Origin of the sequence: Exiguobacterium sp. s21, assembly GCF_018617975.1 — a bacterium.
GTDB classification, from domain to species: domain Bacteria; phylum Bacillota; class Bacilli; order Exiguobacteriales; family Exiguobacteriaceae; genus Exiguobacterium; species Exiguobacterium mexicanum_A.
Genome location: NZ_JACSLF010000003.1, coordinates 1 through 18,282, shown reverse-complemented (window position 1 = coordinate 18,282; position 18,282 = coordinate 1). Strand labels below are relative to the sequence as shown.

The 18,282-nt window shown below is 52.6% G+C and carries 21 protein-coding genes; 18 read left to right on the top strand and 3 right to left on the bottom strand.

All coding sequences use genetic code 11. The features are described 5' to 3' along the window. Window positions 1-4 precede the first annotated feature (4 nt). Both upp and KNP06_RS04645 read left to right on the top strand, forming a co-directional pair. Window positions 5-634, top strand: coding sequence for a uracil phosphoribosyltransferase (gene upp, locus KNP06_RS04650; protein ID WP_021066126.1), 630 nt, complete (start codon window positions 5-7; stop codon window positions 632-634). A gap of 196 nt (window positions 635-830) precedes the next feature. After that, window positions 831-1,070, top strand: a complete 240-nt coding sequence (locus tag KNP06_RS04645; protein ID WP_205729350.1) for a hypothetical protein — start codon at window positions 831-833, stop codon at window positions 1,068-1,070. A gap of 430 nt (window positions 1,071-1,500) precedes the next feature. On the opposite strand, the gene KNP06_RS04640 is transcribed toward KNP06_RS04645, so the two are convergent. Next, window positions 1,501-2,832 (bottom strand): (Fe-S)-binding protein, encoded by a 1,332-nt coding sequence (locus tag KNP06_RS04640; protein ID WP_251129664.1) that lies wholly within the window; start codon window positions 2,830-2,832, stop codon window positions 1,501-1,503. Then, a complete protein-coding gene (locus KNP06_RS04635) occupies window positions 2,829-4,229 on the bottom strand; it encodes an FAD-binding oxidoreductase (protein ID WP_251129672.1) in 1,401 nt (466 codons plus the stop codon). Before KNP06_RS04635 ends, KNP06_RS04640 begins: the two co-directional genes overlap by 4 nt. Before the next feature lie 646 nt (window positions 4,230-4,875). Here KNP06_RS04635 and KNP06_RS04630 point away from each other — a divergent pair. The 15 genes from KNP06_RS04630 (at window position 4,876) to KNP06_RS04560 (ending at window position 17,279) form a co-directional block, all read left to right on the top strand. Beyond that, the gene (locus KNP06_RS04630; RefSeq protein ID WP_029594686.1) at window positions 4,876-5,103 is read left to right on the top strand and encodes a hypothetical protein; all 228 of its coding nucleotides are present in this window, start codon (window positions 4,876-4,878) and stop codon (window positions 5,101-5,103) included. Continuing rightward, complete coding sequence (locus KNP06_RS04625) at window positions 5,100-5,513, top strand: ATP synthase subunit I (protein ID WP_029594687.1); 414 nt, start codon at window positions 5,100-5,102, stop codon at window positions 5,511-5,513. Before KNP06_RS04630 ends, KNP06_RS04625 begins: the two co-directional genes overlap by 4 nt. Then, window positions 5,513-6,250, top strand: coding sequence for a F0F1 ATP synthase subunit A (gene atpB / locus KNP06_RS04620; protein WP_021066134.1), 738 nt, complete (start codon window positions 5,513-5,515; stop codon window positions 6,248-6,250). The genes KNP06_RS04625 and atpB overlap by 1 nt, the downstream gene beginning before the upstream one ends. Window positions 6,251-6,328: 78 nt before the next feature. Then, the gene (atpE, locus tag KNP06_RS04615) at window positions 6,329-6,541 is read left to right on the top strand and encodes a F0F1 ATP synthase subunit C (RefSeq protein WP_024370837.1); all 213 of its coding nucleotides are present in this window, start codon (window positions 6,329-6,331) and stop codon (window positions 6,539-6,541) included. Window positions 6,542-6,612: 71 nt separating this feature from the next. Then, window positions 6,613-7,140, top strand: a complete 528-nt coding sequence (atpF, locus tag KNP06_RS04610; RefSeq protein ID WP_021066136.1) for a F0F1 ATP synthase subunit B — start codon at window positions 6,613-6,615, stop codon at window positions 7,138-7,140. After that, entirely contained in the window at window positions 7,140-7,673 is a 534-nt protein-coding gene (locus KNP06_RS04605; protein ID WP_214711108.1) for a F0F1 ATP synthase subunit delta, read from the top strand. The genes atpF and KNP06_RS04605 overlap by 1 nt, the downstream gene beginning before the upstream one ends. An 18-nt stretch (window positions 7,674-7,691) precedes the next feature. Beyond that, the gene (atpA, locus tag KNP06_RS04600) at window positions 7,692-9,200 is read left to right on the top strand and encodes a F0F1 ATP synthase subunit alpha (RefSeq protein ID WP_029594689.1); all 1,509 of its coding nucleotides are present in this window, start codon (window positions 7,692-7,694) and stop codon (window positions 9,198-9,200) included. A gap of 36 nt (window positions 9,201-9,236) precedes the next feature. Next, complete coding sequence (gene atpG / locus KNP06_RS04595) at window positions 9,237-10,094, top strand: ATP synthase F1 subunit gamma (protein WP_214708473.1); 858 nt, start codon at window positions 9,237-9,239, stop codon at window positions 10,092-10,094. A gap of 34 nt (window positions 10,095-10,128) precedes the next feature. Continuing rightward, the gene (atpD, locus tag KNP06_RS04590) at window positions 10,129-11,547 is read left to right on the top strand and encodes a F0F1 ATP synthase subunit beta (protein WP_021066140.1); all 1,419 of its coding nucleotides are present in this window, start codon (window positions 10,129-10,131) and stop codon (window positions 11,545-11,547) included. 28 nt (window positions 11,548-11,575) lie between these two features. After that, window positions 11,576-11,986 carry a F0F1 ATP synthase subunit epsilon gene (locus tag KNP06_RS04585; protein ID WP_021066141.1) on the top strand — a complete coding sequence of 137 codons (411 nt, stop codon included), beginning with the start codon at window positions 11,576-11,578 and terminating at the stop codon, window positions 11,984-11,986. Window positions 11,987-12,159: 173 nt separating this feature from the next. Further along, the gene (locus tag KNP06_RS04580) at window positions 12,160-13,356 is read left to right on the top strand and encodes an EAL and HDOD domain-containing protein (protein ID WP_214787988.1); all 1,197 of its coding nucleotides are present in this window, start codon (window positions 12,160-12,162) and stop codon (window positions 13,354-13,356) included. 198 nt (window positions 13,357-13,554) lie between these two features. Then, a complete protein-coding gene (locus KNP06_RS04575) occupies window positions 13,555-13,773 on the top strand; it encodes a DUF1146 family protein (RefSeq protein ID WP_021066143.1) in 219 nt (72 codons plus the stop codon). A 244-nt stretch (window positions 13,774-14,017) separates the two neighbouring features. Next, a complete protein-coding gene (gene murA, locus KNP06_RS04570; RefSeq protein ID WP_214787985.1) occupies window positions 14,018-15,319 on the top strand; it encodes a UDP-N-acetylglucosamine 1-carboxyvinyltransferase in 1,302 nt (433 codons plus the stop codon). 75 nt (window positions 15,320-15,394) lie between these two features. After that, the gene (gene mreB, locus KNP06_RS04565) at window positions 15,395-16,381 is read left to right on the top strand and encodes a rod shape-determining protein (protein WP_214751084.1); all 987 of its coding nucleotides are present in this window, start codon (window positions 15,395-15,397) and stop codon (window positions 16,379-16,381) included. 136 nt (window positions 16,382-16,517) lie between these two features. Continuing rightward, entirely contained in the window at window positions 16,518-17,279 is a 762-nt protein-coding gene (locus tag KNP06_RS04560) for an SDR family oxidoreductase (protein WP_214787982.1), read from the top strand. Window positions 17,280-17,316: 37 nt separating this feature from the next. On the opposite strand, the gene KNP06_RS04555 is transcribed toward KNP06_RS04560, so the two are convergent. After that, window positions 17,317-17,631 (bottom strand): helix-turn-helix domain-containing protein, encoded by a 315-nt coding sequence (locus KNP06_RS04555; RefSeq protein ID WP_240731288.1) that lies wholly within the window; start codon window positions 17,629-17,631, stop codon window positions 17,317-17,319. Window positions 17,632-18,146: 515 nt separating this feature from the next. On the opposite strand from KNP06_RS04555, the gene KNP06_RS04550 reads away from it, so the two are divergent. After that, window positions 18,147-18,282: transposase (locus KNP06_RS04550; protein ID WP_214788210.1), on the top strand; the 136-nt coding region annotated here is incomplete at its 3' end.

Genomic DNA, 18,282 nt, shown 5'->3' with positions numbered 1-18,282 from the left:
CATGATGGGCAAAGTACACGTTTATGACCACCCATTGATTCAGCACAAGATGACGATTATGCGTAAAGTAGAGACGGGGACGAAGCAGTTCCGTGAACTCGTAGACGAGGTTTCGTCACTCATGGCATATGAAATTACACGCGACCTTCCGCTTACTGATGTGGAAATCGAGACACCGGTCTCTGTATCGACACAGAAGATGATTGCCGGCAAGAAATTGGGAATCGTCCCAATTTTACGGGCAGGCCTCGGCATGGTGGATGGCTTCCTCAAAATGATGCCGAACGTCAAAGTCGGTCACATCGGTTTATACCGTGACCCAGAGACGCTCGAGCCGCACGAATACTATCTCAAGTTGCCGACGGACGTCACAGAACGTGACTTCATCGTCGTCGACCCGATGCTCGCGACAGGCGGTTCAGCAGCCGACGCGATTGCCGCGCTTAAAAAGCACGGTGCCAAGTCGATTAAGCTCGCTTGCCTCTGTGCAGCCCCTGAAGGTGTGGAACGTGTTCAAGCCGAACACCCGGACGTCGAAATCTATCTCGCCGCACTTGACGAGAAGTTGAACGACCATGGCTACATCGTACCAGGACTCGGTGACGCAGGTGACCGTCTGTTCGGAACGAAATAAGCATGAACCCGATGAGAGGATCCTGGTGATCCTCTCTTTTTTTGTGGGAATGTGCACCAATCGATTCAAATTAGTTGAGACGATCGAAGAGACGGCCGATAGTAGAAGAGACCGTAAGTCGGTCCGACGTCGGGATAAGGGAAGAGACACGATAAAGACTAAATTCTCGCTACTGCAAAGATACTTACTCATCTCCTTGATGGCGTTGTTTTTAACGAGCGTCTGGAGCTATAGCGCGTTTCAGGACATCGAGCAGGAAAATCGACGGATTGTCGAGGAAGCCATCCCGATTTCGAACGCTGTCTCGGAGCTGTTTCGGCTATTGCTCGACCAAGAGCTATCGGTTCGGGGCTATACATATAACCAAGACGCGCAGTCGCTCGAACAGTATGAGGCGACGAAACAATCATTTATAGGGCGATGTGGTCTCGAATGAATTTAAAAATAAGCCCGGCACCCGCCGGCATTTTGACTAGCTATTACATATAGGCGTCTCCCAGCAAAATTATCCATTTTTCTGCGCAAACAATTTCAAAAAGTTGAGCGGCCGTGGATTGACCGCTCCAACACGGAGGCGCAATGCCTCGACAAACCACGCGCTTGGTACGTCGCTCCACCGTTTTCGCAGAGGGACTCGGCTACATTTGGCTGCCTAACTATATTGACGGTAAATTCTCGTTTTGATCACGTACCGTCTATTAAATCGTAGGTGGTTAAAGGCGAGGGTGTTACAGATATATCCGATATTGTAACGCATGATGACGGCAATCAAGAAGAAGGGGTCCGGCCACTGAAAATCGGTGACCGGACCCCTCTTTTTATTGAAAAGCTTTAAAACCGGCTAGTTATGTCCCAGCCTCTTTTTGTTAAATCGCATGATGATCCATCGCCTCGACGAGCAAATCGGCTAGATGGACGGCACGCATCGAGTCGGTCCCATGTTCTTGAATGCCGAGTTGCATCTGCATGTGACAGCCCGGGTTCGATGTCACAATCGTTTGTGCCGCCGTGACGTTCACGTGACCCATCTTCATCTCGAGGATGTCGTTCGCAATCACCGGTTGCAATAGATTGTAGACGCCGGCCGAGCCACAGCAGTGGTCGGCATGCTTCTGTTCGATATAGACGGCGCCTTCGATTGCCTGAAGCAACACCCGTGGGGCGAGTGCCCCTTTTTGCACATTGCGGAGGTGGCACGAGTCTTGGTACGTAATGAGCTGCTCCGGTAGGGAGAGCGGTACGCGGTCGAGGAAGCCGACCTCAATCAAAATCGAGGCGAAGTCTTTAATCTTGGCCGTGAACCGTTCCGCGCGTTCGGCCCATTCCGGGTCGTGCTTCAACAGATGGTCATAACCGATGAGGAACGCCCCGCAACCGCCTGCGTTCGTGATGATGTAGTCGACGTCCTCGGCCTCGAAAGCGGCAATATTCTGCTTGGCGAGCGTGACGGCGCCCGTCTGTTCGCCGGCATGGCCGTGAAGCGCCCCGCAGCACTGCTGCGCTTTCGGGATGACGATATCGCAACCTGCCGCTTGGAGCAGTTTGATCGTGTTCGCGTTCGTCTCATAAAACATCGTATCCATCAAGCAACCGCTGAAGAAAGCGACCCGGGCCGTCGTCGCGCCCGTCGCTTGAATCCGCTCGGGACGACGTCTGCGCTCCGTCTTCGCTGGGACCGTCGGTAAAATCGTCTCCATCTTTTGGAGTTGGTCTGGGAACCAGTCGAGGATGCGGAGTTTATGGGTGAGCGTCTGGACACCGGACTGTTGATAAAAGCGAAGGAAGCCCGTCGCCGTCTCCATCTTCGCTTTATTCAAGAACAGCCCGTCAAAGACGACTTTCCGGACAATCCGCTCGCGGACGGGCATCTGTCCCGTCGCACGTTTATGTTCGGTGATGGCGGCGCGTGCGTCCTCGAGCAGAACGCTATAGCGCACCCCGGCCGGGCATGCCGGCTCACAGGCGAGGCAACCGAGGCATTCGTTGATCGTCTTCTCGACGCCCTCATCCGGTTCGATCAACCCGTCGACGACTCCTTTCATGATGGCGATGCGTCCGCGCGGGGAGGCGGACTCGTCTTTCGAGCGGATATACGTCGGGCACGTCGGCAGGCAAAAGCCGCAGCGCATGCAGCCGAGCATCTCTTCGTAATCGAGCTTCTCGGTCATGCGGGTAGCGAGTTCGGTTCTTTGCTTCATGACAGCCCTCCTTGGACGATTCGTTTCTTCGCCGCTTTGGCGAACATCTTCTGCGGGTTCATGATACCGTGCGGGTCGAAGGCGAGCTTGATGCCTTTCATGACGTCTATCCCGGCCGGTCCGAGCTTCCATTCGAGATACGGGGCTTTCATCGCCCCGACCCCATGCTCGCCGGTGATCGTCCCGCCGAGGTCGAGCGCGGCGGCGAAAATATCGGCGAACGCGGCCTCGACGCGCTTCATCTCTTCGTGGTTCCGAGCATCGGTCGCGACCGTCGGATGCAGGTTGCCGTCCCCGGCGTGGCCGAACGTGGCGATTTGAATGTCGTATGCCCGCCCGATCGCTTCGATGCGGCGGACCATCTCGGCGATCTCGCTCCGTGGCACGGTCGCATCCTCTAAAATCGTCGTCGGGCTGAGGCGGGCCAGGGCGGATAAGGCGATGCGCCGCGCATAGCGCAACGTCTCGGCGTGCGCTTCGTCCCGGGCCACTTCGACCGACAAGGCCCCTTCCTCGAGACAAACAGCGTGCATCGCTTCGATATCGCGCCGGACGACGTCAAGTGGACCATCCTGTTCCAATAGAAGGAGAGCACCGACGTCTGTCGGCAATCCGATGTTCGCATACGCCTCGACGACCTCGATCGTCTTTTTGTCCATGAACTCGAGCGTTGCCGGGATGACGCGGTTCTCGATGATGCGACTCACTGTCCTGGCCGCGCTGTCCAAGTCCTCGAAATAGGCGAGCATCGTCTGTTTCGTCTCGGGGAGCGGGATGAGCTTGAGCGTCGCTTGCGTGATGACGGCGAGCGTCCCTTCCGATCCGACGAGGACACGGGTCAAATCATAACCGGCGACGTCTTTGGCGAGCTTCCCGCCCGTACGGAGCACTTCGCCGTTCGGGAGCACCGCTTCGAGCGCAAGCACATAATCGGCCGTGACCCCGTATTTCAGTCCGCGCAAGCCGCCGGAGTTCTCACTGATGTTGCCGCCAATCGTCGAGATTTTCATCGAACTCGGGTCCGGCGGATAAAACAGGCCTCTCGCCTTGACGGCTTGTGCCAAATGGGCGGTGATGCAGCCCGGTTCGACCGTCACCGTCAAATTCTTCTCGTCAATCTCGACAATCTTGTCCATATGACGGAAGTCCATGACGACACCACCTGAAAGCGGCGTCGTGCCGCCGGCGAGATTTGTCGCCGATCCGCGTGGGACGACGGGGATCCGGTGTTCGTGGCACAGCCGTAACACGGCCTGCACGTCCTCGGTCGAGCGGGGGGCCACGATCGCGTCTGGCATCGCTTGATAGTTCGGCGTCGCGTCAAATGAATAGGCGAGTCGGGTCGTCGAGTCCGTGAAGACGACATCGGCGCCGATTTTCTCGCGTAGTTGGGTCATCCAATCCATTCTAGTTCCTCCTCACACGCATCAACATGCATTCGATGCGGGCGTCGGTTTCGAAAGTCACAAAATCGACACATTTTTAGATAGCGCTTACATCGTAATCGTATCCATTCGAACTGGTATTGTCCACCCATTTCGGGTTGATAGGAAGGGCTTTCCAGGCGATTGACCGCTCGGAAAAGGCGGTGTGATATTCATCACTACAAATTCGTCAGAACCCCTCGACATGACAAAAAGATAATCGGTATACTGATACAGGACGATGTAAACGATTTCAAAATCGGGTCAACGTTTGTTTCAAAACCTTTTGTGAACGTAAGCCGTTTTGCATTGTAATTTCCAAAACGTGAAGGTATAACTGAACTATTCTTCATCTGGTTCGTAATGTGAAATGTTATAAAGTCAACATTTTTATTTCACCGTTTCTTCATACTTTCTTAAAATTTGATGATTTTAATTTAGTTTATGAACTGCGTAAAAGCCTTGATACGACTTGATTTAAAGCGCTTTTATAATTGTGAAATCAATTGACTTCTTATGCCATTTCCAGTACTCTGAACTTGTGTGACTTTTGATGGTCACGCGAGTGTGAATCCGATGGAGAAGATGCATGGCTCGGCAGCTCGAAAGGGGGATGGGGATGACGAAAAAAGACAATCGTTACCTATCTTATGCCTCGCTCGCCTCTCAAATCTCGACCGCGCTCGCTGGACCGATCGTCATCGGTTATCTCGTTGGCCAATACGGGGCGAGACGTGAAATTTGGGGCACGTTTGGTTGGAATGTGTCAGTGCTTCTCGGAATGGCTTTCGGGATCACGGCGCTAGTTCTCACCCTTCGAAGTTTACTGACAGGAGAGGACGAATGAACTTACAACAAGTGCAAGCAGACAGAAAAGCACAACAGCAGTTGATGAAACGCTATACGAAGTGGTTTATCGGATGGTTCGCCATTCTCCTCATCGGAGCGCTCATCGTCCCTATGTACAAACCGGTATTTCTCGGCTTGTTCTTAGGCGGGGTCGCCAGTCTCATCATTCTACATATGCAGAATCGAAGCGTCATTCGGATGTTTGACGTGATCGAACATGGACGACGCCCGAAGTCGCACGGGACTGTTTCAAGGATGGCAGTCGGTGCACTAGCCGTGATAGTCGGTCTCTTTTATGAGGATCGAGTATCGCTGATAGCGGTGGTAACTGGTCTAATCGCCGGCCACATCATACAATTTGGCGAGTTCACACTTGCCCAGCTCAGCAGGAAAAGAGGTGAATACTAATGGGTCATGAGTTTCCCACATATTCTCTACAACTCGGAGATTATACGTTATATGGGAGCTGGACGAACGTCATTACGGTGCTGATCGCATCACTACTCGTATTTACGTTTGCCGTTTGGGGAACGCGACGCTTGGCTATGAAGCCGACTGGTAAGCAGAACTTAATGGAATTCTTCGCAGAATTTACACGCGGGATTATCTCGAGTGCGATGGACTGGAAGACTGGGGGCCGTTTCATCGGGTTTGGAATGACGTTGATTTTGTTCATTCTCTTCTCGAACTTGATGGGTCTACCGTTTAACGTCATTTCTGGTCACTATCTATGGTTCAACTCACCGACGGCCGATCCTTACGTCACGTTGGCATTGTCGACACTCGTCGTTGCAATGTCGCACTATTACGGCGTGAAGCTACACGGTTTGAAGCACTACTCGGCGGAATTCGTGAAGCCGGTCTGGTTCTTATTGCCGATCAAGCTCATCGAGGAGTTTGCGAACACCTTGACGCTCGGTCTGCGTCTTTACGGTAACATCTTTGCCGGTGAAATCATGATTACCATCATCTTGGGACTCGCAATTACCGCAGAAGGGGCACTTAACCCGCTCGGTGCTGTGTTCGCAATTCTCCCAATGATTTTATGGCAAGGTTTCTCAATCTTTATCGGGGTTATCCAATCCTACATTTTCCTGACGCTTGCAATGGTGTATATCGGGCATAAAGCTTCTGCCGAGCATTAATTTGGGCAGGTCTCGCCAAAGCGTTGAACAAAAAAACTATTTACTTAACTTTTAGGAGGAATATACACAATGGAACAAATGAATCTTCTCGCAACAGCACTCGTTATCGGTCTTGGAGCACTCGCGGCTGGTATCGGTAACGGTCTCATCGTATACGGAACAGTACAAGGACAAGCACGTCAGCCAGAACTCAAAAACGAACTTCGTCAAACAATGTTCATCGGTATCGGTTTGGTTGAAGCCCTCCCGATCATCGGTGTGGCTGTCGGTTTCCTTCTCCTCAACTCTTGATTACGAGTTAACGAGAACAACGTAAGAGGGAGCGTGTCTCCCTCACTTATTTAGTCAAGAGGAGGGTATGCATGGATACGATGATGATTGCAGCTGGTGCTGGCGGCGAAGGCCTCCGCATCCTGGATATGATCTTTACACTTTTCACATTCCTCGTACTCTTGGCCCTGTTGAAGAAATTTGCTTGGGGACCACTCCTTGGAATGATGAGACAGCGTGAAGAGTATGTAGCGAACGAAATTGAGCTCGCTGAAAAGAGCCGCAAAGATGCGGAAACATATGTAGTCGAACAACGTGACGCGCTCAGCGCCGCACGTACAGAATCGAAAGAAATGCTTGATTCAAGCCGTCGTCAAGCAGAAGCGGAACAAGCACGCTTGGTGGAGCAGGCGCGTTTGGAAGCCGAACAAATCAAGATCGAGGCGGGTAAAGCGATCGAACGTGAGCGTGAGCTCGCGAAGCAATCGCTCCAGACCGAAGTCGTCACACAGGCGCTCTCGGCCGCACGCCACGTCCTTCAGTCAGACCTTAAAGGCGACGAAGTGAAACAACGTGCCCTCGTTACAGACTTCCTGTCTAAAGCGAAAGGTGCTAACTGATGAACACATCGTTAGCAAAACGCTATGCCAAAGCGCTCTTCGACTTAGCGCGGGAACAAGGCACGCTCGACCAAGTCGAAGCGGAAGTGCGTCTGCTCGATGAAGTGCTCCACGAGACTCCTGAACTCACGGATCTCTTAACGAATCCGGCAATCAGTGACAGCGAGCTTGCACAGCTTTTAACACATAGCTTTGGTGACATGACAGATATCGTGCTCAACACACTTCTCGTCATGGTCGAAAACGACCGTGCGAGCGAAGTTCGCGGCTTGTCGCGCTACGTCCTTGATTACATCAACGACTACTGTGGCATCGCCGAAGGGTTCGTCACGAGTGCTTACCCGTTGTCGGCAACAGAGTTGAAAGAAGTCGAACTCGTCTTCGGTCAGAAGATGAACAAGACGCTTCAATTGAAGAACGTCGTCGATGAAGACGTCATCGGTGGACTCCGTGTCCAGATCGGCTACACGACGTATGATGACACAATCGAAAACAAACTAACACGCCTCGAGCGTGAATTGTTGAATGCGTAAGAAATAGGGGTGAATTCAATGACGATCAAAGCTGAAGAAATCAGCGCCCTGCTAAAAGAGCGGATCGCTTCGTACGGTTCTGAAATCGAAGTCAGTGAGACAGGTACAGTCATTCAAGTAGGTGACGGTATCGCTCGTGCATACGGACTCGATAACGTTATGGCGGGGGAACTCGTAGAGTTCTCTAACGGCGTAATGGGCTTGGCGCAAAACTTAGAAGAAGGTAACGTCGGGATTATCATCCTTGGCGACTACAAAGGCATCAAAGAAGGCGACTCGGTAAAACGTACGGGCCGCATCATGGAAGTTCCAGTCGGTGAAGCGCTCCTCGGACGCGTCGTCAACCCGCTCGGACAACCGATCGACGGTCTCGGACCGATCGTGACGGACACATACAACCCGATCGAGCGTAAAGCTTACGGCGTTATGGCCCGTAAGTCAGTTCACGAACCGCTCCAAACTGGGATTAAGGCGATTGACGCCCTCGTACCAATCGGTCGCGGTCAGCGTGAGCTCATCATCGGTGACCGTCAAACTGGTAAGACTTCGATCGCAATCGACGCGATCATCAACCAAAAAGAAGAAAACATGGTCTGTATCTACGTCGCAATCGGTCAGAAAGAATCGACTGTCCGTGGCGTAGTTGAGACGCTCCGTCAAAACGGCGCCCTCGATTACACGATCGTTGTTTCGGCATCGGCTTCACAGCCAGCCCCACTTCTTTACCTCGCACCATTCGCTGGGGTATCGATGGGTGAGTACTTCATGGACCGCGGACAACACGTCCTCGTCGTGTATGATGACCTCTCGAAACAAGCGGCAGCTTATCGTGAGCTCTCGCTTCTTCTCCGTCGTCCTCCAGGCCGCGAAGCCTACCCAGGGGATGTCTTCTACCTCCACTCACGCCTTCTTGAGCGTGCGGCGAAGTTGAACGACGAACTCGGCGGCGGTTCATTGACAGCACTTCCGTTCATCGAGACACAAGCGTCGGATATCTCGGCTTACATCCCAACGAACGTAATCTCGATCACAGACGGTCAAATCTTCCTTCAGTCGGACCTCTTCTTCTCAGGGGTACGTCCAGCGATCAACGCCGGTCTCTCGGTATCGCGTGTTGGTGGTTCGGCTCAAGTGAAAGCGATGAAGAAAGTTGCGGGTACGCTCCGTCTTGACCTCGCGTCATACCGTGAGCTCGAAGCGTTCGCCCAGTTCGGGTCGGACCTCGACAAAGCGACACAAGCGAAGCTCAACCGTGGACAACGGACTGTTGAAGTCTTGAAACAAGACTTGAACGCACCGCTTTCGGTCGACAAGCAAGTCATCATCATCTACGCTCTCACGAAAGGTCATCTCGATGACGTCCCAGTCGAAGACATCCGTCGTTTCGAAAAAGAAATGAACGCATGGCTCGACCAAAACCGTGCGGACCTCTGCCGTGAAATCCGTCAAACAGGAAACCTTCCTGCTGACGAGGCGATGGTCGATGCACTTACGGAATTCAAAAAGACGTTCTCGCCATCGGTTTAATCCGGTGACGAGCGTCTATTAAGGTGGTGAATCGAAATGGCATCATTACGTGAGATCCAGATGCGGATCACCTCGACCCAAAGCACGAAGCAAATCACGAAAGCGATGAACATGGTGTCGGCCTCGAAATTGAACCGCGCTCAAGGGAGCAACGCCAACTTCAAGCCGTACATGACCAAGTTGCAGGAAGTCATCTCGTCGATTGCCGGCGGTACTTCAGGCGCAACACACCCGATGCTTCAAGTCCGTCCCGTCAAACGGACCGGCTATATCGTCATCACGTCAGACCGCGGACTTGCTGGTGGATACAACGCCAGCGTCCTTCGTGACGTGTATCGCGAGTTGAAAGCCAAACACGGTTCAACAGACGAATACCGTCTGTACGTGATCGGGAAGGTCGGCGTCCAGTTCTTCAAGGCCCGTAACATTCCGGTGTACAGTGCCATGACAGGACTCAACGACCAGCCATCATTCGTTGAAGTCGCAGAGATCGTCAAACAGACGGTCGGCGCGTTCAGTGAAGGCGAGATCGATGAATTGAAGCTTTGCTACAACTCATTCATCTCTGTCATCAGCCAAGAAGTGAAGATCGCTCGATTGCTTCCGCTTGGGAATATCGAACAGACCGCATCTAATGTGATGTATGAATACGAACCAGAAGAAGAAACGATCTTAGCAGCGCTCCTCCCGCGTTACGCGGAAGGACTCATCTATGGCGCGCTCCTCGATGCGAAAGTATCGGAGCACGCGGCTCGGATGACGGCGATGTCGAACGCGACGGACAACGCGGATGAACTCATCCGTGGACTCAAGCTCAAGTTCAACCGCGCGCGTCAAGCGGCGATCACACAAGAAATCACAGAGATTGTCGGAGGTGCGGCTGCGCTTGAATAAGCGCACGCCCTCTAGATTGTAGGAGGCTAACACGATGAACGAATACGGCATGAAAGGCCGCGTAGTCGCAGTCATGGGCCCAGTTATCGACGTTAAGTTCGACAACCACTTACCGAACATCTACAACGCCCTCAAAGTCACGCATGTGGCTGAATCGGCGCAAGATGTCAGTGTCGACTTGACGCTCGAGGTGGCGATTCACCTTGGGGATGACACGGTCCGTACGATTGCGATGGACTCAACGGACGGCGTTCGCCGCGGCATGGAAGTACTTGACTTAGGTTCACCGATTTCAGTACCGGTCGGAGAAGAGACGCTCGGTCGTGTCTTCAACGTACTTGGTAACCCGATTGACGATAAAGAAGTATCACCGACTGTCCGTCGGTCACCGATTCACCGTCTCGCACCGACGTTCGATGAATTGTCGACAAAAGTTGAGATCTTGGAAACAGGGATCAAAGTCGTCGACCTTCTCGCACCTTATATCAAAGGTGGTAAAATCGGCCTCTTCGGTGGTGCCGGTGTAGGTAAAACCGTTCTCATTCAGGAACTCATCAACAACATCGCGCAAGAGCACAGCGGGATTTCTGTATTCGCAGGAGTCGGCGAGCGTACGCGTGAAGGAAATGACTTGTTCCACGAGATGACGGACTCAGGCGTTATCAAGCAAACGGCGATGGTCTTCGGTCAGATGAACGAGCCGCCGGGCGCGCGTCTTCGCGTAGCCTTGACGGGTCTTACAATGGCAGAATACTTCCGCGATGAACAAGGACAAGACGTTCTTCTCTTCGTCGATAACATCTTCCGTTTCACACAGGCAGGTTCGGAAGTTTCGGCCCTTCTCGGTCGGATGCCATCTGCCGTAGGTTACCAGCCGACACTCGCGACGGAAATGGGTATGCTTCAAGAGCGGATCACGTCAACAGCTAAAGGATCGGTTACATCGATTCAAGCCGTATACGTACCAGCCGATGACTATACTGACCCGGCTCCAGCGACAACGTTCGCTCACCTTGATGCAACGACTAACTTGGAGCGTCGTCTTTCGGAGATGGGGATTTACCCAGCCGTTGACCCGCTCGCATCGACTTCACGTGCCCTCTCGCCTGACATCGTCGGACCAGAGCACTACGAAGTAGCCCGTAACGTCCAGCAGACGCTTCAACGTTACAAAGAACTTCAAGACATCATCGCAATCCTCGGTATGGACGAGTTGTCTGAAGACGATAAGCTCACGGTTCACCGTGCGCGTCGCATTCAGTTCTTCTTGTCACAAAACTTCCACGTGGCTGAGCAGTTCACAGGCCAAAAAGGTTCGTACGTACCAGTTAAAGAGACAGTCCGCGGCTTCAAAGAGATCCTCGATGGTAAACACGACGATCTTCCAGAAGATGCATTCCGTCTCGTTGGTCCAATCGAAGACGTCATCGAAAAAGCGAAGACGTTGGTCTAAGACCTACACGGAAGGGGGAAACTAGACGATGAATACTCTTCACGTCAACGTCGTCACCCCGGATGGTGCAGCCTATGAGGGCGAGGCACGGATGGTCGTCGCAAAATCGGTGACCGGTGAACTCGGTATCTTACCGAAACACATCCCGATGGTGACACCGCTCGACATCTCAGTTCTCAAACTGCGCCACGAAGATGGTGGACGCACGCTGATCGCACTCAGCGGCGGTTTCATGGAAGTTCGTCCCGACACGGTGACGATCTTAGCTGAAACGGCCGAAATGGCGGATAAAATCGACTACGACCGCGCTTCTGCGGCGAAAGTTCGTGCCGAGCGTCGTCTCCAAGACACGAAGCTCTCGGACCTCGAATTCCGTCGCGCGGAGCTCGCGCTCAAAAAAGCGATCAACCGCTTGAGCATTCGCGATATCAAAGAATAACCAACATCTCTCCTGCAGCCGCAGGGGAGATTTTTTGTGTCTAGACCAAATGGATAACGTTCCTTCTGTATATATAGGTCAAAAGCATCAGAAGTTTCACGCCCAAATAGTGGAAGGGAGGGGCGCCTTATCCGATAATATAGGTGGGAACTACGGTAAAGGAGCTAAAGGGAATGAAAGTTTATGTTGCACGCCAACCAATCTTTGACCAAAAACTACGTGTCTGTGGCTACGAACTGTTATATCGCCGCAGCGAGAAAAACATATTTGAGCACGTCGACGATTCGCTCGCGACCGCTGACGTCATCCATAACGCTTATATGGTGTTCAACTTTCGAGAGCTAACAGAAGGTACGCGGGCGTTCATCAACTTCCCGCAAAACTTGATCGAAAGTGAAGTGCCGGCCTTATTGCCACGCCAGACACTTGTCATCGAAGTGCTCGAGCACGTCGAACCGACCGAGAAAGTGTTGGCCGCTTTGCGTTCATTACGTCGGAAAGGCTACACGATCGCGCTTGACGATTTCGTGTTCGAGGAAAAGTATCGCCCACTCATCGGGCTCGCCGATATCATTAAAATCGATTATCAAGCAACACCGATCGACCAACAGAAGCGGCTGATCGATGCGCTCGGGCATCGCGTCGAATTTTTAGCGGAAAAGATTGAGACGCCGTTTGAATATAAGATCGCCAAAAAACTCGGCTATCACATGTTCCAAGGCTATTTCTTCAGCCGGCCGACGGTCGTCCACGGTGCCGAGGTTCATCCGCTCCGGCATACGCTCGTCGAAGTGTTGAAAGAGCTCGACAAGCCAGAGCCGAACTTCCGCCGCATCGCGAGCCAAATCGAACGCAGTGTGGATTTGTCGTATAAGATGTTGCGTTCGGTCAACACGGTCTATCAGAAAGGTCGTCATACGATTCAATCGATCGAGCAGGCCGTCGCACGAATCGGTCTCGATGAGATGCGACGCTGGTCGTACTTGATGTTGCTTCGGGAGCTGCAGACGTCCGAATCGAAAGAATTGATTAAACAGAGTGTGATCCGGGGCAAGATGATGGAGCTGATCGCTGTCGAGACGTTGCCGCAAGTGACGGCGTTCGATGCGTTCATCACCGGGATTTTCTCGTCACTCGATGTGATTTTGGATGAGGAGATGCAGACGCTCGTCTCGGAGCTGCCGGTCGAACCAATCGTCAAGGCAGCGCTCCTCGGAGAAGACAACGAATTGCGCGGTTTACTCGACATGGTCCTCGCCTACGAGCAATTGACCGTGCCTGTCGAGGAGACAGCGCCTGACTTGTCACGTTACTATGTCGAGGCGATTCGATGGAGCCAAACGTATGATGGCGAAGTGAATAATGTTTGAAATGTTGAAGGGACGTCAATTACTGTACTAAGGCCATGCGCCGATTGACGTTCCTTTTTGTATGCGGTTTATGGAGAGAAAGCGAGTTGATCGGATGAACCCATTCCACCACTCACTTAAACGCTAAGTCTTTTTTTCTCTGACGTGACATGCTATGATTAAAAATGGTACGAATTTTTGAAAAGAGGGGAATCGTCGATGTTGAACACCGTGTTATCGCTCGTCATTTACGTCGTAGCGATCTACGTCGCTTGGTGGGCGCTCATGCCGGTCAAATGGGACCGCTTGCTCAATCAAGTGAGGAGTCCGCAAGCAGCAGTCTTGCGTGTCCTCGTGGCCGTCGTCTTCGGTTCACTGATCGCCCAGTTCTTTTTGGAGTATATCCGATTGGCCCAGGCGCTCGCACCATTACAGTAGGAAGGGAAACGATTACTAAACTGTAATCCTGCTGTAACGTTTCTTATATGTTTATCGTGTAGGATAAATTCGTCTGACATGACGAATTTTTCATCAGAATTTTATGATTGCTTTTATTATTATTTTTCTCTCTGATGAAGCGTCACGTGTTACAAACCATCGTAGTAATCGACATAACCACATCCTGTAGCGGATATCGACGTATAAAACAAAAAAACAACGAAGTTGGAGGACAAAGAGAGATATGAAGGATTTGATTGTAGTCCGTGGAGGACGTAAATTGTCAGGTACTGTGCGTGTTGAAGGAGCTAAAAACGCCGTACTCAAAACATTGGTTGCCACTCTTTTAGCAAGCGAAGGAAAGTCGGTACTTCAAAACGTGCCGCGCCTCGCTGATGTGTACACGATTAACAAAGTACTTCGCCACCTCGGTGCAGAGGTTGCGTTTGACGAAGCGAATAACGAAGTCACTGTCGATGCGTCGGGCACAATCAAAGACGAGGCGCCGCTTGAGTACGTCCGCAAGATGCGTGCCTCGATCCTTGTCATGGGTCCTCTCCTTGCTCGTCTTGGGCATGCGCGTGTCGCAATGCCAGGCGGTTGCTCGATCGGTTCACGTCCGATTGACCTCCATTTAAAAGGCTTCGAGGCAATGGGCGCGAAGACGGTCATCGGCAACGGTTTCGTCGAAGCTTCGGTCGACGGTCGCTTGAAAGGTGCGAAGATCTACTTGGACTTCCCATCTGTCGGCGCGACAGAAAACATCATGATGGCGGCAGTCCTTGCTGAAGGAACAACGGTCATCGAGAACGTTGCCAAAGAACCTGAAATCGTCGACCTTGCCAACTTCTTGAACGGTATGGGCGCACACGTCCGCGGTGCCGGTACAGAAACGATTCGAATCGAAGGCGTGGAGAAACTCCATGGTGCCGAGCATTCAATCATCCCTGACCGCATCGAAGCCGGTACGTTCCTCGTTGCTGGAGCGATCACAGGTGGCGACATCGAAGTCATCGGCGCTGAGCGCGAGCACCTTCGCCCACTCATCTCGAAGATGGAAGAAATGGGCGTCAAGTTCGAGGATACGTCAGAAGGCATGCGTGTCATCGCACCGGATGTGTTGAAGCCGGTCGACGTGAAGACGATGCCACACCCTGGTTTCCCGACTGACATCCAAGCACAAATGATGGCGCTCGTCTTAAAAGCTGGCGGCACATCAGTCATCACCGAAACGGTGTTTGAAAACCGCTTCATGCACGTGGAAGAGTTCCGCCGCATGAACGCAGACATCAAAATCGAAGGACGTTCCGCAATCATCAAAGGTGGCGTTCGCCTCCAAGGTGCCGAAGTCGTCTCAACAGACCTTCGCGCCGGTGCAGCACTCGTGCTTGCAGGCCTCATCGCGGACGAAGAGACACGCGTTGGCGATCTCTACCACATCGACCGTGGCTACGTCGACTTCCACAAGAAACTTCAAGCACTCGGTGCCGACATCGAGCGCATCGAAGGAACAGTCGAAGTCGCTGAAGAAATGGTCAACAACTAATTAATAGACTCATAGGAGCGAGGAGATTCTTCTCGCTCTTTTCAATGAGGTAATGAACGGAGGAACCTATACATCATGTTTTCAAAAGATATCGGGATTGATTTAGGAACAGCAAACGTCGTCATCCACGTCAAAGGCCGCGGCATCGTCCTTGACGAGCCATCCGTCGTCGCCATCAAACGCTCGACGGGGAAAGTCCTCGCCGTCGGCACAGAAGCGTACGAGATGGTCGGTCGTACACCAGGTGACATCGTCGCCATCCGTCCACTCCGTGACGGCGTCATCGCCGATTTCGCGACAACGGAAGAAATGCTCCGTCACTTCGTCGAAAAGATTCAAGTACGCGGTTTCTTTGGCGGCATCCGCATGCTCATCTGTACACCGGCAAACGTGACACCGGTTGAAGCGAAAGCGATCCGTGAGGCGGCCGAGAAGGCCGGCGCGAAAGAAGTCTTCCTCGCCGTAGAACCGAAGGCAGCAGCGGTCGGTTCGGGCATGGACATCTGGAAGCCGGTCGGCCATATGATCGTCGACATCGGTGGCGGGACGACAGACGTTGCCATCCTCTCGATGGGCGATATCGTCTGCGGTGAAACGATTAAAATCGCCGGGGACCGTTTCGATACGGACATCCTCCGCGCCATCAAGGACAAGCATAAGCTCGTCATCGGTGAGCGGACGGCCGAGCAAATTAAGAAAGAGATTGCGACGGTCTTCCCAGGCGGCCGTAACGAGACGATGGATATCCGAGGTCGTGACATGGTGCGTGGGCTTCCGCGGACAGTGACCATCACGTCGGAAGAACTCCGTGAAGCGATGGCCGAATCGGCGAACGAGATCGTTGAAGCGACGAAGCGCGTTCTCGAACAGACGCCTCCAGAGCTTGCGGCCGATATCATCGACCGCGGCATCATCATGACAGGTGGCGGCTCGCTCCTCCACGGCATCGATCAGCTCGTCGCCGAGCGTGTCGGTTTGCCGGTCATGATTGCCGAAGAGCCGACGCTCAGCGTCGCTCATGGCACGGGCATCATGCTGGAGCACTTGGATCGTTTGAAGTAAGAAGAGGGAGGTACGACGTCTACAGGCGTCGTACCTTTTTTGCGTGAAGACTGTTCAAATTTCCTATAAATGGATAGACTGAGGATAGGAGGAGGGTCAATACGTGCCTTGCTAGCACGCGAAAGGGGAGGACTCAATGACACGACCACTCACACTCATCACCGGGGTCAGTCGTAGCAAAGGTATTGGCGCCGCTGTCGCTCGAAAGCTTGCTGCGGCAGGCCATGACTTGTATCTGACGCACTGGAGCCCCTTTGACGGGACGGAAGGCGTCGGAGCGGAACCGGACTTTATTGAAAGCTTCATCGACGAATTACAGACATCAGGGGCTCGCGTTGCCCATGAACCGTACGATTTGTTGTCTGGAGACGCAAAAGGATTGCTCGATCGCGTGGAGGCAGCGCTCGGTACACCGAGCCGCCTCATCAACAATGCGACGTATGAGCGGCACGTGAATGTCGATACGTTCACGACCGAGACGTTACGTCGCCATTATTTCATCAACAACGAAGGAACACTCGATCTGACGTTTGCCTTCATCGAACGATACAAACAGGCGGGGCATACGGACGGACGCATCTTGTTCATGGTGTCCGGGGGAGCGGATGCTTCCAACTTGGCCTATATCGCCATAAAAGGCATGTTGATCGCCATCACGCCAGCACTGGCCAATGGGGCAGGGCAGTACGGGATCTCCGTGAATGCACTCGACCCGGGTCCGACCGATTCGGGTTGGATTGATGACGCGCTTCGCGAACAACTTGCGCCGCTCTTCCCCCATGGACGTGTCGGCACGCCAGAGGATACGGCGCGTTACGTCGCTTTCCTCGTGGGGCCGGACGGGGCATGGATCAACGGCCAACATCTTCATGTCGACGGTGGTTTCGTCGGACGCTAAAAAGAGCTTGTCCCACGATGTCGGGAAGAGCTCTTATTCAATACCATGTATAATCTTTATCGACATAGAGCCGGGTAGCCAAGTCCGTTTGCGGGAACGGTTTATCTTTCGCATCCAGCCAGTCATGATAATCGCAGGCACACGCATCATCCAAGTGGAGCGAGTAACCGTTGTTGATCGTTTGGACCGAGATGCTCAAGTCGTATTCGGCGAGCGTCTTCTTCAACCGATAGACGAGATTGTAGACGTTGTGGAGCGCACGTTGCGGTTCGTCAATCTCTGGATAGAGCGTCTCTGCGATGAGCCATTTGTTCACGACTTGATCGCGATGGAAAATCAAATGGGCGAACAACTATCAGCCGTTCCTTGGGTGACGGGGACAGAATCTTCGATCGTCTGTCCTCGCGTCAAGACTAGTCCGCCTCCGAGCGCAAGGATCACCATCAACAGAATCCAGCCCAATCGATTTAGGGGTCATCTGAATATTCCCTTCATGATTTGTGAGTTTCTTGTGAGAAACGAACGATATACTGACCCTGTTCGTTCACATATAAAAGTGATGAATGTTTTCTTATCGTACACGAAACTGACTTTTTTGAATAGCCGAACATACTGTATTGCCCAATCCAATCAATCCCTGATACGAAAGAAGGCCACATATGAAACGCTGGATCGAACAACGAATTAGCCGCCAAGTCCTCACGGTGTTTTACAGAATTTGCGAACGAGAAAGCCCACTGCTTCAGTGGTGGGATGAACGTGAGCTTGATTTCGGAGTTCCGCTAGTCGGAATTTCAGAAATCAACAAGTATGATCTTATCGCGAGAAAGTGTATCTCTTAAATAAACGAAGTGATACAATGAACGTATGAACAACTATCGAAGAACCAACACCACCGTGTCGATGCTCCATTATCATTTCGTGTTCTGCCCGAGGTATCGCCGAAAACTGTTCGATGACGACCTGTTCGAGCGACGGTTCAAAGAGATCGTCCACGATGTCT

What these genes read in the sequence shown, in the direction of transcription:
- KNP06_RS04605 (WP_214711108.1), top strand. Translation starts at nt 7,140, where the DNA reads ATGAACACATCGTTAGCAAAACGCTATGCCAAAGCGCTCTTCGACTTA.
- atpD (WP_021066140.1), top strand. Translation starts at nt 10,129, where the DNA reads ATGAACGAATACGGCATGAAAGGCCGCGTAGTCGCAGTCATGGGCCCA.
- KNP06_RS04635 (WP_251129672.1), bottom strand. Translation starts at nt 4,229, where the DNA reads ATGACCCAACTACGCGAGAAAATCGGCGCCGATGTCGTCTTCACGGAC.
- KNP06_RS04560 (WP_214787982.1), top strand. Translation starts at nt 16,518, where the DNA reads ATGACACGACCACTCACACTCATCACCGGGGTCAGTCGTAGCAAAGGT.
- atpG (WP_214708473.1), top strand. Translation starts at nt 9,237, where the DNA reads ATGGCATCATTACGTGAGATCCAGATGCGGATCACCTCGACCCAAAGC.
- KNP06_RS04625 (WP_029594687.1), top strand. Translation starts at nt 5,100, where the DNA reads ATGAACTTACAACAAGTGCAAGCAGACAGAAAAGCACAACAGCAGTTG.
- atpE (WP_024370837.1), top strand. Translation starts at nt 6,329, where the DNA reads ATGAATCTTCTCGCAACAGCACTCGTTATCGGTCTTGGAGCACTCGCG.
- atpB (WP_021066134.1), top strand. Translation starts at nt 5,513, where the DNA reads ATGGGTCATGAGTTTCCCACATATTCTCTACAACTCGGAGATTATACG.
- murA (WP_214787985.1), top strand. Translation starts at nt 14,018, where the DNA reads ATGAAGGATTTGATTGTAGTCCGTGGAGGACGTAAATTGTCAGGTACT.
- KNP06_RS04640 (WP_251129664.1), bottom strand. Translation starts at nt 2,832, where the DNA reads ATGAAGCAAAGAACCGAACTCGCTACCCGCATGACCGAGAAGCTCGAT.
- KNP06_RS04575 (WP_021066143.1), top strand. Translation starts at nt 13,555, where the DNA reads ATGTTGAACACCGTGTTATCGCTCGTCATTTACGTCGTAGCGATCTAC.
- atpF (WP_021066136.1), top strand. Translation starts at nt 6,613, where the DNA reads ATGGATACGATGATGATTGCAGCTGGTGCTGGCGGCGAAGGCCTCCGC.
- atpA (WP_029594689.1), top strand. Translation starts at nt 7,692, where the DNA reads ATGACGATCAAAGCTGAAGAAATCAGCGCCCTGCTAAAAGAGCGGATC.
- KNP06_RS04580 (WP_214787988.1), top strand. Translation starts at nt 12,160, where the DNA reads ATGAAAGTTTATGTTGCACGCCAACCAATCTTTGACCAAAAACTACGT.
- KNP06_RS04630 (WP_029594686.1), top strand. Translation starts at nt 4,876, where the DNA reads ATGACGAAAAAAGACAATCGTTACCTATCTTATGCCTCGCTCGCCTCT.
- KNP06_RS04585 (WP_021066141.1), top strand. Translation starts at nt 11,576, where the DNA reads ATGAATACTCTTCACGTCAACGTCGTCACCCCGGATGGTGCAGCCTAT.
- mreB (WP_214751084.1), top strand. Translation starts at nt 15,395, where the DNA reads ATGTTTTCAAAAGATATCGGGATTGATTTAGGAACAGCAAACGTCGTC.
- upp (WP_021066126.1), top strand. Translation starts at nt 5, where the DNA reads ATGGGCAAAGTACACGTTTATGACCACCCATTGATTCAGCACAAGATG.